The organism is Sphingobium ummariense RL-3 (genome assembly GCF_000447205.1).
Taxonomy (GTDB): Bacteria; Pseudomonadota; Alphaproteobacteria; order Sphingomonadales; family Sphingomonadaceae; genus Sphingobium; species Sphingobium ummariense.
This window is the reverse complement of sequence record NZ_AUWY01000074.1, coordinates 14951-29605: the sequence shown is the minus strand read 5'-3', so window position 1 is coordinate 29605 and position 14655 is coordinate 14951. Positions and strand designations below refer to the sequence as shown.

Annotated in this window: 11 protein-coding genes; 9 read left to right on the top strand and 2 right to left on the bottom strand. The window is 64.9% G+C overall.

Going from position 1 to position 14655, the window contains the following annotated elements; genetic code table 11:
* Positions 1-44: 44 nt before the first annotated feature.
* From M529_RS34900 to M529_RS34875, 6 genes are all read left to right on the top strand, one after another.
* Positions 45-818, top strand: a complete 774-nt coding sequence (locus M529_RS34900) for a substrate-binding periplasmic protein (protein WP_201766340.1) — start codon at positions 45-47, stop codon at positions 816-818.
* On the top strand, positions 818-1471 hold the full coding sequence (locus tag M529_RS34895; protein WP_021317881.1) for an amino acid ABC transporter permease: 654 nt from the start codon (positions 818-820) through the stop codon (positions 1469-1471). The genes M529_RS34900 and M529_RS34895 overlap by 1 nt, the downstream gene beginning before the upstream one ends.
* Entirely contained in the window at positions 1468-2193 is a 726-nt protein-coding gene (locus tag M529_RS34890; RefSeq protein WP_021317880.1) for an amino acid ABC transporter ATP-binding protein, read from the top strand. The genes M529_RS34895 and M529_RS34890 overlap by 4 nt, the downstream gene beginning before the upstream one ends.
* 99 nt (positions 2194-2292) lie before the next feature.
* Complete coding sequence (locus M529_RS34885) at positions 2293-2658, top strand: cupin domain-containing protein (RefSeq protein ID WP_021317879.1); 366 nt, start codon at positions 2293-2295, stop codon at positions 2656-2658.
* Positions 2655-4058, top strand: coding sequence for an NAD(P)/FAD-dependent oxidoreductase (locus tag M529_RS34880; RefSeq protein ID WP_021317878.1), 1404 nt, complete (start codon positions 2655-2657; stop codon positions 4056-4058). The genes M529_RS34885 and M529_RS34880 overlap by 4 nt, the downstream gene beginning before the upstream one ends.
* A gap of 6 nt (positions 4059-4064) precedes the next feature.
* Positions 4065-6173 (top strand): PQQ-dependent dehydrogenase, methanol/ethanol family, encoded by a 2109-nt coding sequence (locus tag M529_RS34875; protein ID WP_021317877.1) that lies wholly within the window; start codon positions 4065-4067, stop codon positions 6171-6173.
* Positions 6174-6380: 207 nt separating this feature from the next.
* Here M529_RS34875 and M529_RS50565 read toward each other — a convergent pair whose 3' ends face one another.
* Positions 6381-6635, bottom strand: a complete 255-nt coding sequence (locus M529_RS50565; protein WP_084491032.1) for a transposase — start codon at positions 6633-6635, stop codon at positions 6381-6383.
* Positions 6636-6858: 223 nt separating this feature from the next.
* Here M529_RS50565 and M529_RS34870 point away from each other — a divergent pair, with 223 nt between their 5' ends.
* Together M529_RS34870 and M529_RS34865 are read left to right on the top strand one after the other, a co-directional pair.
* Positions 6859-8949: a TonB-dependent siderophore receptor gene (locus M529_RS34870; protein ID WP_021317876.1), complete on the top strand. Its 2091-nt coding sequence runs from the start codon at positions 6859-6861 to the stop codon at positions 8947-8949.
* 1 nt (position 8950) lies between these two features.
* Positions 8951-11425, top strand: a complete 2475-nt coding sequence (locus M529_RS34865) for a PepSY domain-containing protein (protein ID WP_021317875.1) — start codon at positions 8951-8953, stop codon at positions 11423-11425.
* A 110-nt stretch (positions 11426-11535) separates the two neighbouring features.
* Here M529_RS34865 and M529_RS49710 read toward each other — a convergent pair whose 3' ends face one another.
* Entirely contained in the window at positions 11536-11685 is a 150-nt protein-coding gene (locus M529_RS49710) for a hypothetical protein (protein WP_021317874.1), read from the bottom strand.
* Positions 11686-11801: 116 nt separating this feature from the next.
* Between M529_RS49710 and alaS the strand changes: the two genes are divergently transcribed.
* On the top strand, positions 11802-14471 hold the full coding sequence (gene alaS / locus M529_RS34860; protein ID WP_031294934.1) for an alanine--tRNA ligase: 2670 nt from the start codon (positions 11802-11804) through the stop codon (positions 14469-14471).
* Positions 14472-14655 lie beyond the last annotated feature (184 nt).

The following is a 14655-nucleotide window of genomic DNA, read 5'->3' as shown; positions in this document are numbered from 1 at the left end:
CTTGTCATCTTTGCATGCCTGGAGCCGCAGCGCACCATCCTCCCGTGCTTCAAACCAGATCGCTTCCTGCTTTGCCGTCACGGCGCACCGCGCTCGCAGGGCTGGCCGCGTGCGTGGTGCTGGCGGCATGCGAGCCGGCGCGGGAAAAGGGAACGCTGCGAATCGGCTCTTCGCCGACCGGGGTGCCGTTCAGCTTCGTCGATCCCGCGACCAACGATCTGACCGGATCGATGATCGACATGGCGATGGCGGTGACGGAAGCGGCGAGCATCCCGGTCGACACGGCCATCACGCCCTTTTCAGCGCTGATCTCGTCCCTGCTTACCCACCGCATCGACCTGATTGCCGCGGCCATGCTGCGCACGCCCGAGCGCGAGAAGATCGTCGCCTTCAGCAAGCCCCTGTACGAATATGGCGGCGGGCTGGTCGTGCACCGAGATGCTGGACCGTTCGCAGATCTTCGCGCGGTTCGGCGGCTGCGGGTCGGGGCGCAGGTGGGCACGCGCTTCACCGACCAGCTGACGGAGGCGGGCGTGGCGAACGTGGCGACATACGAGAGCCTGGCCGATGTCATGCGCGATCTCGATCATGGGCGCCTGGATGCGGGCTATGGCGACGCGCCGGTGCTCGCCTATCAGCTGCGCGTGCGCCCGCGCGAGAAGCTGCGTCTTGCGGCGGAGTTCGTCTCGCCGGGCAAGGAGGCGCTGTGCCTCATCATGCGTCGCCATGATCCCGCCCTGGCACGTATCGATGCCGCGATCGAGCGTTTGCGGCCGGCGCGACTTGCGCAAATTCGGACACAATGGGGGCTGACCTGATGGCGGAATTCCTGACGGACTCGGCCATCTTCCTGCCGGTGCTGCTGCGCGGCCTTTATACCACCATTCTCCTCACGCTGTGTGCATTAGTCGTGAGCGTGCTGCTGGGGCTTGTATGGGCGACGATGGCGCGATCCCGCTTCATCGGTTTGCGGGCGGCGACCGCCGCCATCATCAACGTCGTGCGCGGTATCCCGATCATCGTACAGCTGTTCTGCGTCTATTTCGTGCTGCCCGAGATCGGCATCAACCTGTATCCCTTCGCCGCCGGCGTGATCGGCCTCGGCCTCGCCTACTCCGTCTATCAGGCGGAGAATTTTCGCGCCGGCTTCGAGGCGGTTGATCCCGCCCTGCTGGAGGCGGCGCAATCGCTCGGCATGGACGATCGCCTGGTGATGCGGCGGGTGGTGCTGCCGCTGGGCATCCGCATCGCGCTGCCGCCGTTCGGCAACACTGCGGTGATGCTGCTGAAGGATTCATCCATCGCGTCCACCATCACCATCGCGGAGTTGACCCGGGCAGGGCAATTGCTCGCGATCTCCACCTTCAAGAACGGCACGGTCTATGTGCTGATCGCGTTGCTGTATCTGGCCGCCAGCCTGCCGCTGGCGGCGGCGGTGCGGCTGCTCGAACGCCGGATGGCGAGCCGATGATCGCGGTCGAGAACATCCACAAGGCTTTCGGCGCGAACCGCGTGCTGCGCGGTGTCTCCTTCGCCGTGGAGGCGGGCGAGGTGGTGTGCCTGCTCGGGCCGTCGGGATCAGGCAAATCGACGGTGTTGCGCTGCCTCAACGGACTCGAACGCGCCGATTCGGGGCGGGTCCGGGTGGCCGGGCGGGAGATGAGCGACGCGTCGCTGTCGGCCATCCGCCGATCGGTGTCGATGGTCTTCCAGCGGTTCAACCTCTTTCCGCATCGAACCGTCCTCCAGAATGTCGTGGAGGGCCCGATCCATGTCCTGCGCGAAGATAGGACGGAGGCGGAGGCGCGGGGGCGCGACCTGCTCGCGCGCGTGGGCATGGCGGATCGCGCCGACGACTATCCCGCCCGCCTGTCCGGTGGGCAGCAGCAGCGCGTCGGCATCGCCCGCGCGCTGGCCATGCGGCCGGACGCCATCCTGTTCGATGAGCCGACCTCCGCGCTCGATCCCGAACGGGTCGGCGAGGTGCTGCAGATCATGCGGTCTCTCGCCGAAGAGGGCATGACGTTGATCGTCGTCACGCACGAGATCGCCTTTGCTCGCGAGGTGGCCGACCGCGCGATCTTCATGGACGGCGGCACCGTGGTGGAACAGGGCGCCGCGCGCGCGATGCTGACCGACCCGCAGGAGGATCGCACGAGGCTGTTTCTCGACCGGGTGTTGCGCCCGCTTTGACGCGGTGACTTAGCGACACCAGCGCGATCCGCGAACGCAACTTCAGTCTCCAACGCCGCTGCCGCAGCTTAGCGCTTACCGAAGGGGAGAGGAGGGTTCATGGCAGCAATCAAGTTCATGGCGCGCCAAGCATTCGATGCGCTGGGCGAGGGCAAGCCGGTCCCCGAACCGCTTGGTGTGCCGGTGTCGCACGTCCGTTCGATGTCGCAGCCTTCTTCGTCCGCTGCGGGAACGCGGTGTGGCGTGTGGGAGTGCACGCCCGGCCGCTGGCGCCGCCAGATCACCCAGGCCGAGTTCTGCCACTTTCTGGAGGGCGACTGCACGTTCGAGCCCGAGGATGGCGAGCCCGTCGTCATCAACGGCGGCGACGTAATCTATTTCCCCGAGAACAGCCTGGGCGTCTGGGACGTGCGCGAGACATGCCGGAAGATCTTCATCCTGTTCGACGAAAGCGCGACTGCGTGAGCGATGTACGCGGTGTCGATGCCTATCGACAAACCAGCTTCTGGCTGGAGACGGCAGCAGACGATCTGACGCCGCGCCCTTCCGTCAGCGGCGACGTGACCGTCGACGTGGCGATCCTGGGTGGCGGGTTTTCGGGACTTTGGACCGCCTATCATCTGCTGCGCGACGATCCTTCGCTGGATGTCGCGATCGTCGAGCGGGAGATCGCGGGATACGGCGCCTCCGGGCGCAACGGCGGCTGGTGCTCCCCGCGCTTCCCCGTCGATCCCGGCCCCCTCACCAGGACGTTCGGCGTCGAGCAGGCGCGCCGCACGATCCTGGCGCTACAGGCCTCGGTAGAAGAGATTGGCGCATTTACCGCGCGCGAGGGCGTCGACGCGCACTATGTCGCCGGCGGACTGCTCAGCGTCGCGATCGGCGAGCATCAACTGCCCGCGTTGCGCAGCACGTTCGACATCTATGAACGGCTCGGCCTGGGCGAGGGCAACCGGCTGCTCGACGCGTGCGAGGCGCGGACGCGCGTGGCGGCGAAGGGCATCGTCGGCGCACTGCGGACGGAGGCTGGCGCCTCGGTCCATCCCGGCAACCTGGTGCGCGGCCTGGCACGCGCGGTCGAGCGGCTGGGCGGCACCATCTACGAGCAGACTGCGGTCGAGGGCGTGGAGTCCGCGCAATCCCCCCGGCTGGTCACCGCCACGGGTACCGTGCACGCGCGCAAGGCGCTGGTGGTCGCCGCCGAGGCATATCTTCCGGGACTCCCCAGCTTCCGTCGGCACGTGTTGCCGATGTCGTCGATGATCGTCCTGACCAATCCGCTGCCCGCGGATGTGTGGGCGGAGATCGGCTGGGCCGGGCACGAGAGCCTGAGTTCGCAATCGCACCTGAAGAACTATCTGACCCGCACCGCCGATGGGCGCATCCTCTATGGCAGCCGGGGTGCGCTTTACACCTATGGCTCGACCACACCGGATGTGACGCAGCAGAGCGCGCGCTTCTATGGCTGGATGCGCGACAGCCTGTGCGCTTGGTTCCCGGCGGTGACGCGGGTCGGCTTCTCGCACCAATGGGGCGGCTATCTGGGGGTGCCGCGCGATTGGATGCCGACCGTCAGCTTCGACCCCACGGCCAGGATCGGCCAGTTGCACGGCTATACCGGTCGCGGCGTTTCGACCAGCCATCTGTCGGGCAAGCTGCTCGCCGGCCTCATCACCGGCCGGGAGACGGGGCTGGAGGGCCTTCCACTGCATCGCACGCGAACGCGGCGGTGGGAGCCGGAGCCGCTGCGCTGGTTGGGCGTGCGCTACGTCCAGTCCGCGTTCGGACGGATCGATCGGGCTGAACAGGAAGGGCGCCGGGCGCCATGGGATGCCGGGTTAGCCACCTATCTGGGGGAGCAATGACCGCCAATGCCTGACAAGCCTTCCCCGTTCGCCCGCATCCTGCTCATTTGCGCCGCCCTGGTGACGGGAAGCTGTGGGCTGCAAGGCTCGTCGGTGCAGAAGGGCGACGGCGACTGGATCCGGACCGGCCGCACCGACGACGAGCAACGATTCAGCCCGTTGACGCAGATCGATGCGAGTAACGCGAACCGTCTCGGCCTTGTGTGGTATGACGATTTGAACCTGTCGCGCGGCGAGGAAGCGACGCCGCTGGTGGTCGATGGCGTGCTCTATGTCTCGACCGCCTGGAGCATGGTGAAGGCTTATGACGCGGCGACCGGCAAGCCGTTATGGGCGTTCGATCCCGAAGTGCCCCGCCGCCAGCTGGTCAAGGCATGCTGCGACGCGGTGAACCGCGGTGTCGCCGTGTGGAACGGGCGCGTCTTTGTCGGAACGCTCGACGGGCGGCTGATCGCGCTGAACGGCAGGACGGGCAAGCCGGTGTGGAGCGTACAGACGACGGATGAGCGCGCGCCGTACACGATCACGGGAGCCCCCCGCGTCATCAAGGGCAAGGTCATTATCGGCAATGGCGGCGCGGAACTGGGGGTGCGCGGCTATGTCGGCGCCTATGATGTGAACACCGGCCGTCGGATCTGGCGCTTCTATACGGTGCCTGGCGAGCCCGGCAAGCCGGACGGCGAGGTGTCGGACCCGCAGATGGCGGCGGCGGCGAAGACATGGTCGGGCGACGCCTGGTGGCGGCAGAAGGCCGGCGGCGGCACCGCCTGGGATGCCTTCGCTTATGATCCCGAGCTCGATCTGCTCTATATCGGGACGGGCAACGGCTCGCCCTGGTCCCGCGCGGCGCGCAGCGAGGGCAGGGGCGACAATTTGTTCCTGTCGTCGATCGTCGCGGTGCGGCCGGATACGGGCAAATATGTCTGGCACTATCAGCTCGTCCCCGGCGACGAGTGGGACTATACCGCCACGCAGCACATGATCCTCGCCGACCTCAAGATCGGCGGCGAGGTGCGCAAGGTGCTGATGCAGGCACCGAAGAACGGGTTCTTCTATGTCCTCGATCGCGCCACGGGAAAGCTGATCTCCGCCGAAAAATACGTGCCGGCGAACTGGGCGGAGAAGATCGACCTTTCCACCGGCCGACCGGTGGAAAATCCCGAGGCGCGCTACAGCGAGCGGGGCAAGCCCTTCTATGCGACGCCGAGTTCGCTCGGCGGGCACAACTGGCCGCCGATGGCGTACAATCCGGGGACCGGGCTGGTCTATATCCCCGCGCAGGAGCTGTCCGTCCTGTTCGTCGGCGATCCCGCCTTTCGCAAGTCGCCAATCGGCTACAACACTGCCACCCGCCTGGGCACCCGCGATCCGAGCCTGACCCCGCCGATCCAGGCGGCCAAGGGCTATCTGCTGGCCTGGGACCCGGTGCGCCAGCGGGAGGCCTGGCGGGCGCCGCGCGATACGTTCGGCAATGGCGGCGTGCTCACCACCGCCGGCGATCTCGTCGTGCAGGGCACCGGCACCGGTTTCCTGAAGGTGATGCGCGCCAGCGACGGCAAGGAACTCTGGTCGCAATGGCTGCAGGCGGGCGTGCTCGCCGCGCCGATGACCTATAGCGTGCGGGGCAAGCAATATCTCGCCGTGCTTGCCGGATGCGGCGGGGTGTACGGCTCGGCGTGCCGGATGGTGGACAAGGATGGGCGGCGCCCGAACCTGGACTGGCTGCTGGTGTTCGCGCTGGACGGCAAGGTGCAGCTCCCGGCTGCCCCCGCGGCACAGCCGATGGTGCTCGATCCCCCGCCGGTGACGGGATCGCCGGCGGCGGCGGCGCGCGGGCGCGACAAATATGCGCGTTACTGCGCCGTCTGCCACGGCTATGACGCGGTAAGCCTCGGCAATCAGCCGGATCTGCGCTACAGCCCGACGCTGGGTAGCGACGCCTGGTTCACGATCCTGCTCGAGGGTGGCCTCAGCGATTCGGGCATGGCGAGCTTCGCCGACGTGCTCGACCGAGGCGCCGCCGAGGACATCCGTCAGTATCTGATCCGCATCGCGCACGATCGGAAAGCCAAGCCCGAAAGTACCACGACGAAAAGCTCTGAACATTCGAGCTGATCCGCCGCCTATAACGGCGGGGTGCTGTCATGTCTGCACGGCGCCCTGCGATCAAGGATTTTGGCTCAGGCGACGGTCACATGTGAGCAGTGGCGATTCCCGCGCGGTCGCCTCCATTCTGCCGTCCTCGATAGCTTGAGCAAAATGAAAGAGCCGCAAGCGAAGTGCTGGCGTGGCTTCCATCGCCACCAGCTGAAGCTCAGCGATCTAACTTAGCGTGGGAGGTCCCTGCTCGCGGGCCATGGGGTGGTTGCAATCCTTGCCGGCGCCAATGGTGGTGATTGCCAACAGCGCTGGTCGCATCCAGGCCAACGTCTGACGGACCCGACGCGCTAAGCCTTTTCTTGTCGGCTGCAGGTAATGATAGGCGCCGACATTGTCGCTTCTCGCAAAACAGTGCGGATCCTCAATGGTCGAGGTGTAGGTGAGCGCGGTGATCGGTCCAACGCCAGGAACGCTCATCAGCTGAGCCCAAACCTCATCCGCCTTTGCCCGGTCAGTGAGCAGGCAAGTGTATGCACGCAGCTGTTCCTCAACGGCTTACGTTTTCACGCGAACACGATTGTCCCAGGCACTGGCAGTAGTGCCGCTAACCCCTCGGATCAATTCAGCTATTGCGATGCACTTGCAACGAAGGTAATGGGGACCGGATTTTAAGGGGCCCCCGATGTACCGGCTTTCTACCATGGCTGCGGTGGCGACCGCTGCGATCGCTTCCCCCGCTATGGCCCAAGAGCGCCGCCTTGACGAAGAGATCGTGGTGACGGGGCAACGCGACGGCTATTCGGTCGATGTTGTCCAAGTCGGGGCATTTCGCAATCGCGGCGTCCTCGATACGCCGACGACGATCAATGTCGTGCCCAGATCCTTGTTGGATGATCAGGGCGCGCAGGGGCTGGACGACGCGCTGCGCAATACGCCCGGCGTCACCCAGCAGACGACAAGTCCTTTCAACACCAATACCTTCGTTGCGCGCGGTATCGCGGTCGATGCACAGACGAATTATCGACTGAACGGCGGTCTTCCCATCATCAACTTTGCGCCGATGCCGATCGAGAACAAGGAGCGGGTCGAGTTGCTGAAGGGCGCGTCCGCGCTCTACTACGGCTTTGCCAATCCTTCGGGGATCATCAACCTCGTAACCAAACGTGCTGGCGCTCAGGATGTAACGGCGGCCTACGGGATCGTCGATGCGCAAGGCGGTTTCGGTGGCGGTGTTGATATCGGTCGTCGTTTTGGAAGCGACGGTCAGGTCGGCGTCCGGATCAACGCCTTCGGCGCCAAAACGGAATCTACGACCGATGGTGTCAGCGGCAACCGGCAGATGGTGTCCGGCGCGTTCGATTGGCAGGCGCGCGAGAGGCTTTCCTTCCGTGTAGATGCTGAATATTATCGAAGAGAGGGCGAGGAGCCAGGCGGCGTAAGCCTCCCTGCGGCTGTTCGCGGCACGATCACGCTTCCGAACATACCGTCTCCGTCCAACCGTTATGCGCCAGCAGGCGCGCCCTTCAAGACGGAGGGGCTCAATCTCACCGCCCGCGCCGATTATGCTTTGGCTGGCACTTGGAGTGCCCGCATTGAAGGCGGCATAAGCAGCGCGCACCGCGACCGGCTGATCGTGGCGCTCGGGTCGGTCAACCTCGCTACCGGAGCAGGCCGGCTCACGCTCACCCGCACGCCCGATCAGTTCTGGCAGAACCGCTATGTGCGGGCGGAAATCGGCGGAAAGCTCGAGACCGGCCAGCTTCAGCATGCTCTGCTGCTCGGCGTTTCGCGGACTCGCCAATATCGGCGGGATCAGCCGCAGACGCGATATGCTCCCATCGCACAGAACCTCTACGATCCTGTCACGATCGACCTGTCGAGCCTCGTTCCAGCGAGCCGCACGGTGCTCGGCGGCAACACCGTCACCGACAGCGGCGCCTATGTCATGGACGTGATCTCGCTCGGCTCCCGCTTCGACTTGATCGGCGGAGCCCGTGCGGTCGAATACCGCACCCGCACGGCCTCGCAGGACTACACCCTTCGGACGGTCACACCGACCGTCGCCGGCATTCTCCATCTGACATCCGCTTCCAGCCTCTACTCATCGTATATCCAGGGTCTCGAAAGCGCGGGCCTGGCGCCCGATGGTACCACGAATGCGGGCGAGACATTGCCGGCCGCCCGCAGCCGCCAGTGGGAAGCGGGCGTTCGCATGAAGCTGCTCGGTGCGATGGCGTCGCTCTCCTGGTTCAACATCGATCGCGCGCTAAGCTATGCCAATGCGGATAATCTGTTTGTGGTCGACGGGCGCGCGGTCCACCGCGGCGTGGAAGGCTCGCTGCTGGGAGCGCTCGGCCATGGCTTCGAGGTCGCGCTGAGCGGCCAATATCTCAATGCCAAACAGCGTGAAACCGGATCGGCGACCCTGAACGGCAAGCGCGTGGTCAACACTCCGGAATGGTCCGGTTCCGCCTTCGTCCAGTATCGCCTACCTGCGATCGACCGCCTCGCGATCAATGCAGGGGCCTACTATATCGGAAGCCGTTATGCCGATGCGGCCAATCTCGCTGTCCTGCCGGGCTTCGTCACCTACAGCCTCGGGGGCAGCTACAGGTTCACGCTGAAAAGCGGAACCAGCCTGACCTTCCGCCTCAACGGCGATAACCTTACCAACAAGCGCTACTGGGCGACCGGAGGGAACACTCTGAATGTCGGCGCGAGCCGCACGGTGCGGGCTTCGTTGACGATCGATCTCCCCAGCCAACCCCAGCAAGTGCGGAGCAGGTCATAGAGTGACGAAGCGCGTCATCTTCCAGGCCCACTGGTTTCTCGGCATCACGGCGGGCCTGGTTCTCGCGGTGATGGACGTCACTGGCGCGACCATGAGCTTCGAAGACGAAATCATGGAGGCCTTGTCGCCCTCCCTTTTCTTTCGCGGCGTCCCAGCCACTCCAGATCTCAGCCCGGACGCGCTCGTCGCTCGCGTCGAGGCGCAGCATCCCGGCTACCGCTTCAGGCGGATCGAGTGGGAGATGGCGCGTGATCGCTCGCACGGCGTCCGGCTTGTAAAGAGGCAGGGCAAAGCTGTGCGTCTGGATGGCCGGGTAGACCGTGCGACGGGCGAATGGCTCGGTGAGCCTCGGGGGGCTTCCTTCTTTGCCACGGTCGAAGACCTTCATCGCTGGCTTGCGCTTCCTGGCGGCGGATCGGGAATAGGTAGGCAGATAACAGGCTTCGCGGCGCTGGCGCTGATCTTCTTTTCGCTCTCGGGCCTCTATCTCCGCTGGCCGCGGCGGGCGGGGGACTGGCGCGAATGGCTCGTTCTGGACCTTCGTAAATCAGGCCGGAACATGTGGAGAGCCCTGCATGCGATCGTCGGCACATGGGTCCTGGCCGCCTATCTGCTGAGCGCGACGACGGGTCTGTGGTGGAGCTATGACTGGTATCGGCGCGCGGCGACCTACACGTTGACCGGCAAGGCCGTCGGCAAGGACGGCGATGAAGCGCCGGCGAAGGCAAAGAAGTCCGCGTCCGTCTCTCTGGACCGCGCCTGGGCCAATTTTCGGAAAGAAACGCGGGATCGCTACGCCTGGGTGGCGATCAGCGCACCTTCTCCCGGCAAGCCTGTCCTCAATCTCCAGGCGCTTCCGAAAGATGCGCGCCACGAGCGGCAGTGGGATCGCTTCAGCTACAACACACGGACGGGCGAGCGAACCCGCCGTGACCTCTATGACACGCGATCGATCGGCACGATCGTTTCGCAGAGCATGGTCGAAGTGCATCGCGGCGCATTCTTAGGCATCGGCGGTCGCATCATCATCTTCGTCAGCAGTATGACGATGCCCTTGTTCGCGATTACCGGCTACCTGCTCTATTTGTCCCGACGGAGGCGTCAGCGCCAAGCGCGAAGGCTCGCAAAGGAACTCAAGCCTGCCGGACCGAACGACCTTGTGATCGCTTTCGCGAGCCAGACCGGGACTGCAGAGCTCAAGGCCCGCGACGCCGCGATAGCTTTCGCGGACGGAGGCGCGTCAGCGCGCGTCGTGCAGTTGCACGCGCTGACGCCGGAGCTGCTCGCCGCAACCCGGCGCCTGTTGCTTGTCGTGAGCACCTATGGCGAAGGTGAACCGCCGGACATGGCCAAGGACTTTGCCCGACGGATGCTGGCATCGATCGACCTCTCGCATCTGGAGTTCGGCCTCCTGGCGCTTGGCGATCGGGAATATCGCGCCTTCTGCGCCTTCGGGCGAAAGGTCGACCAATGGCTGATCTCCTGCGGCGCGAGGCCCATGCGCGATGCGATCCTGATAGATCGGAACGATCCGCTCGCCGATCGGGAATGGCAGGCGCTGCTTGCCAGCCTGGGCGCGCACGAGCCCGCGCGTGCAGTGACACCCGAAATGTCCGACTGGACGCTGGTGCAACGGACGACTCTTAATCCCGGCAGCGCGCACGCTCCGGTCTATCATCTGAAGCTCAAGCCTCCGCACGACGACATTCGCTGGCAGGCAGGCGATCTCGCGGAGGTGCAGCCCAAGCTTCTTGAGGAAGGGACTGGCGCGGCTGTCGCTTCTGACCAGCTCGCCAAGCAGGCATTTGTGGACGCGGCGAGGCGCGATGGCGGGCGGGGCGTTGCCGTCATGGCCAGCCTGCCGCACTCCATTCTGCCCCCGCGGGAATATTCCATCGCGTCTATAGTTGAGGATGGCACCGTGGATCTGGTGGTGCGCCAGGTACGTCGTCCGGACGGCAATCTCGGTATCGGCTCGGGTTGGCTAACAGCAGGGATCAAAGTCGGCGGGACGGTCGCCATGCGCGTGCGCCCGAACCCCGAATTCCGGGTCGAGGCCAATGGCGCGCCGTTGATCCTCATCGGTAACGGCACCGGCATTGCCGGACTGCGATCTCACCTGCGCGCGCAGGCACATGCTGGGTGCAAAGGGCATTGGCTGATGTTCGGTGAGCGAGAACGCGCCCATGATGCCTTCTTCGATTCCGAATTGCAGATGTGGTTGCAGGACGAGACTTTAGCTCGACTGGACCGCGCATTCTCGCGGGATGTGGAATGCGGTCGCTATGTTCAGCATCTTCTCGCCGGCGCCCGTTCTTCCCTCGATGACTGGTTCGCTCGCGGGGCAACCATCCTCGTGTGCGGCAGCCTCGATGGCATGGCTGCAGGCGTTCATTCCGCCCTTGCCGAAATGCTGGGCGAAGAGATACTGAGCGAGTTGGCTGAGGCCGGACGCTACCGACGCGATGTCTACTGAACGAATTTTTATCCGTCTTAAGCGATGAATTTACGGGATCCGTCACGCCGTCATTTGAGTGTTTGCGGCGGTTTTCCGCAGCGAACGAAGGATTTGCTTCGAAACAACGCTCACTTCTCGAAGGTCCCGGGCTTTGTCCGAGATATGATTGTAGAGAGCGCTTCGAACGCCGCGCCGTCGAACGTGTCGGCGGTTGCGAGCTTACCCGTAGCGCGCTCTTCCAACTGCTCAAGTTCGAGATCATAATCGGTGGCGCTCATGCAGGTTGCGTGACGATAAATATGTCCCCTTCCCACCCAAATCGCCCCAGGCCCTCAATTTCCCACGCCCAAAAGCCCCGCTTGTGCGCCGGAGCGCTCTCGCTTACATCGCGGCCATGACCTCGACCAACGACATTCGCCGCTCCTTCCTCGACTATTTCGGGGCAAACGGCCACACCATCGTTCCTTCGGCGCCGCTGGTGCCGCACAATGATCCGACGCTGATGTTCGTCAACGCCGGCATGGTGCCGTTCAAGAATGTCTTCACTGGCCTCGAAACCCGCCCCTACAAGACCGCGACATCCTCGCAGAAGTCGGTGCGCGCTGGCGGCAAGCATAACGACCTCGACAATGTCGGCTACACCGCGCGCCACCATACCTTCTTTGAAATGCTGGGGAATTTCAGCTTCGGCGACTATTTCAAGGAGCAGGCGATCACCCATGCCTGGACCCTGCTCACCAAGGAATGGGGCCTCCCGCCGGAGAAGCTGACCGCCACCGTCTATCACACCGACGACGAGGCGTTCGATCTCTGGAAGAAGATCGCCGGCCTGCCCGAGGAGCGGATCATCCGCATCCCGACCAAGGACAATTTCTGGGCGATGGGCGACAGCGGCCCCTGCGGTCCCTGCTCGGAGATCTTCTACGACCATGGCGATCATATCTGGGGCGGCCCTCCGGGAAGCTCTGAAGAGGATGGCGACCGTTTCGTCGAAATCTGGAACCTCGTCTTCATGCAATATGAGCAGGAAGCGAACGAGATCGTCTCCGAACTGCCCAGGCCCAGCATCGACACCGGCATGGGGCTGGAGCGCATCGCGGCCGTCCTTCAGGGCGTCCACGACAATTACGACACCGACACCTTCAAGGCGCTAATCGCCGAGAGCGGCGCGCTGACCCGCACCGCGACCGACGGCGAGTACAAGGCCAGCCACCGCGTCATCGCCGATCATCTGCGCTCGACCAGCTTCCTCATCGCCGACGGCGTGCTGCCGGCGAACGAGGGGCGCGGTTATGTGCTCCGCCGCATCATGCGCCGCGCCATGCGCCACGCGCACATCATCGGCGCGAAGGAGCCGCTGATGTACCGCCTCGTCTCCAGCCTCGTCTCGGAAATGGGCGGCGCTTATCCCGAACTGGTGCGCGCCCAGCCGCTTATCGAGGAAACCTTGCTCCGCGAGGAAACAAGGTTTCGCAAGACTCTGGAAAACGGCCTGAAACTTCTGGACGAAGCCACCGTCGGCATGGCCGAAGGTGGTACCTTGCCGGGTGAGACCGCGTTCCGGCTCTACGACACCTATGGCTTCCCCTACGACCTGACCGAGGACGCGCTGCGGGGCAGGGGCCTTTCCGTCGACCGCGCCGGCTTCGACAGCGCCATGGCGGAACAGAAAGCCGCCGCCCGCGCTGCCTGGAAGGGATCGGGCGAGAAGGCGTCGGACGAGATCTGGTTCGACATCGCCGAGGAAGTCGGCAACACCGAATTCATCGGCTACGCCTCGACCAGGGGCGAAGGCGAAGTCCGCGCGATCGTCAAGGACGGCGCGCGCGTCGACAGCGCATCGGCGGGCGACGAGGTCGTCATCATCACCAACCAGACGCCATTCTACGGCGAAAGCGGCGGCCAGATGGGCGACGCGGGCACGATCACGACGCAGGCGGGCTTTGCCGCGACGGTCGAGGACACGTCCAAGCCGCTCGGCCGCCTCCACGCGCACAAGGCGAAGGTGGAGTCCGGCAGCATCAAGGTCGGCGATACGGTATCCCTCGCCATCGACGTCGATCGTCGCGACCGCATCCGCGCCAATCACAGCGCCACCCACCTGCTCCACGCCGCGCTACGCAAGGAACTGGGCGCGCATGTGACGCAGAAGGGCAGCCTGGTCGCGCCCGACCGCCTGCGCTTCGACTTCTCGCATCCCGAAGCGCTGACCCACAAGCAGATCGCCGCCGTCGAAGCCGATGTGAACGGGCAAATACGCTATAATGAGGCGGTCAATACGCGCCTGATGACCCCCGACGACGCCATCGCGGCGGGCGCCATGGCGCTGTTCGGCGAGAAATATGGCGATGAAGTGCGCGTCCTTTCCATGGGCCGCGGGGGGCCGCTGGGCGAGGAATTGCATTATTCGGTCGAACTGTGCGGCGGCACCCATGTCAACGCCACCGGCGACATCGCTCTGTTCAAGATCATCTCGGAAAGTGCCGTCTCCTCGGGCGTGCGCCGCATCGAGGCGCTGACGGGCGAAGCCGCGCGCTTGTGGCTGACCGAGCGCGACGACAAGCTGCGCCAGACCGCCGCCGCGCTCAAGACCACGCCGGAGGATGTGCCCGCGCGCATCGCCGCCCTGGTCGAGCAGAGCCGCAGGCTGGAACGCGAACTGGCCGAAGCGAAGAAGGCCTTGGCGCTGGGCGGCGGCGGCGCGGCCAAGGCGGCTGGGCCGGAGCAGGTCGGGTCGGTCAGCTTCATCGGACAGGTGATCGAGGGCCTCGATCCCAAGGAACTGCGCGGCATCGTCGATCAGAATAAGGCGACGCTTGGCAGCGGCGTGTCTGCGGTGCTGGCGGTCGTCGAGGGACGAGCCAGCATTGCCGTAGGCGTCACGGACGACCTCACCGGCACGATCAGCGCCGTCGACCTGGTTCGTGCCGGCGTCGAAGCGCTGGGCGGGAAGGGCGGTGGCGGCCGTCCCGACATGGCCCAAGGCGGCGGCCCCGACGGCGACAAGGCGCAGGCCGCGCTGGACACGGTGAAGGCCGCACTGGTGAGCGTACCGGCGGCGTAACCGATCGGTAAGTTTTCGCATTCACAAGGCTTTCGCTCTCGAGGGAAAGCCTTTTATGAAGATGATGATCGCCGCATCGCTGATGTTCGCGGGCGCTTCTGCTTATGGAAACACCGTTGAGCCCACGCCGCCAACGCAATCGATAGCCGTGCCCAGAGCAGCGCCCCCGCCGGTGTTCAATCCC

What these genes read in the sequence shown, in the direction of transcription:
- alaS (WP_031294934.1), top strand. Translation starts at nt 11,802, where the DNA reads ATGACCTCGACCAACGACATTCGCCGCTCCTTCCTCGACTATTTCGGG.
- M529_RS34875 (WP_021317877.1), top strand. Translation starts at nt 4,065, where the DNA reads ATGCCTGACAAGCCTTCCCCGTTCGCCCGCATCCTGCTCATTTGCGCC.
- M529_RS34885 (WP_021317879.1), top strand. Translation starts at nt 2,293, where the DNA reads ATGGCAGCAATCAAGTTCATGGCGCGCCAAGCATTCGATGCGCTGGGC.
- M529_RS34895 (WP_021317881.1), top strand. Translation starts at nt 818, where the DNA reads ATGGCGGAATTCCTGACGGACTCGGCCATCTTCCTGCCGGTGCTGCTG.
- M529_RS34870 (WP_021317876.1), top strand. Translation starts at nt 6,859, where the DNA reads ATGGCTGCGGTGGCGACCGCTGCGATCGCTTCCCCCGCTATGGCCCAA.
- M529_RS49710 (WP_021317874.1), bottom strand. Translation starts at nt 11,685, where the DNA reads ATGAGCGCCACCGATTATGATCTCGAACTTGAGCAGTTGGAAGAGCGC.
- M529_RS34890 (WP_021317880.1), top strand. Translation starts at nt 1,468, where the DNA reads ATGATCGCGGTCGAGAACATCCACAAGGCTTTCGGCGCGAACCGCGTG.
- M529_RS50565 (WP_084491032.1), bottom strand. Translation starts at nt 6,635, where the DNA reads ATGAGCGTTCCTGGCGTTGGACCGATCACCGCGCTCACCTACACCTCG.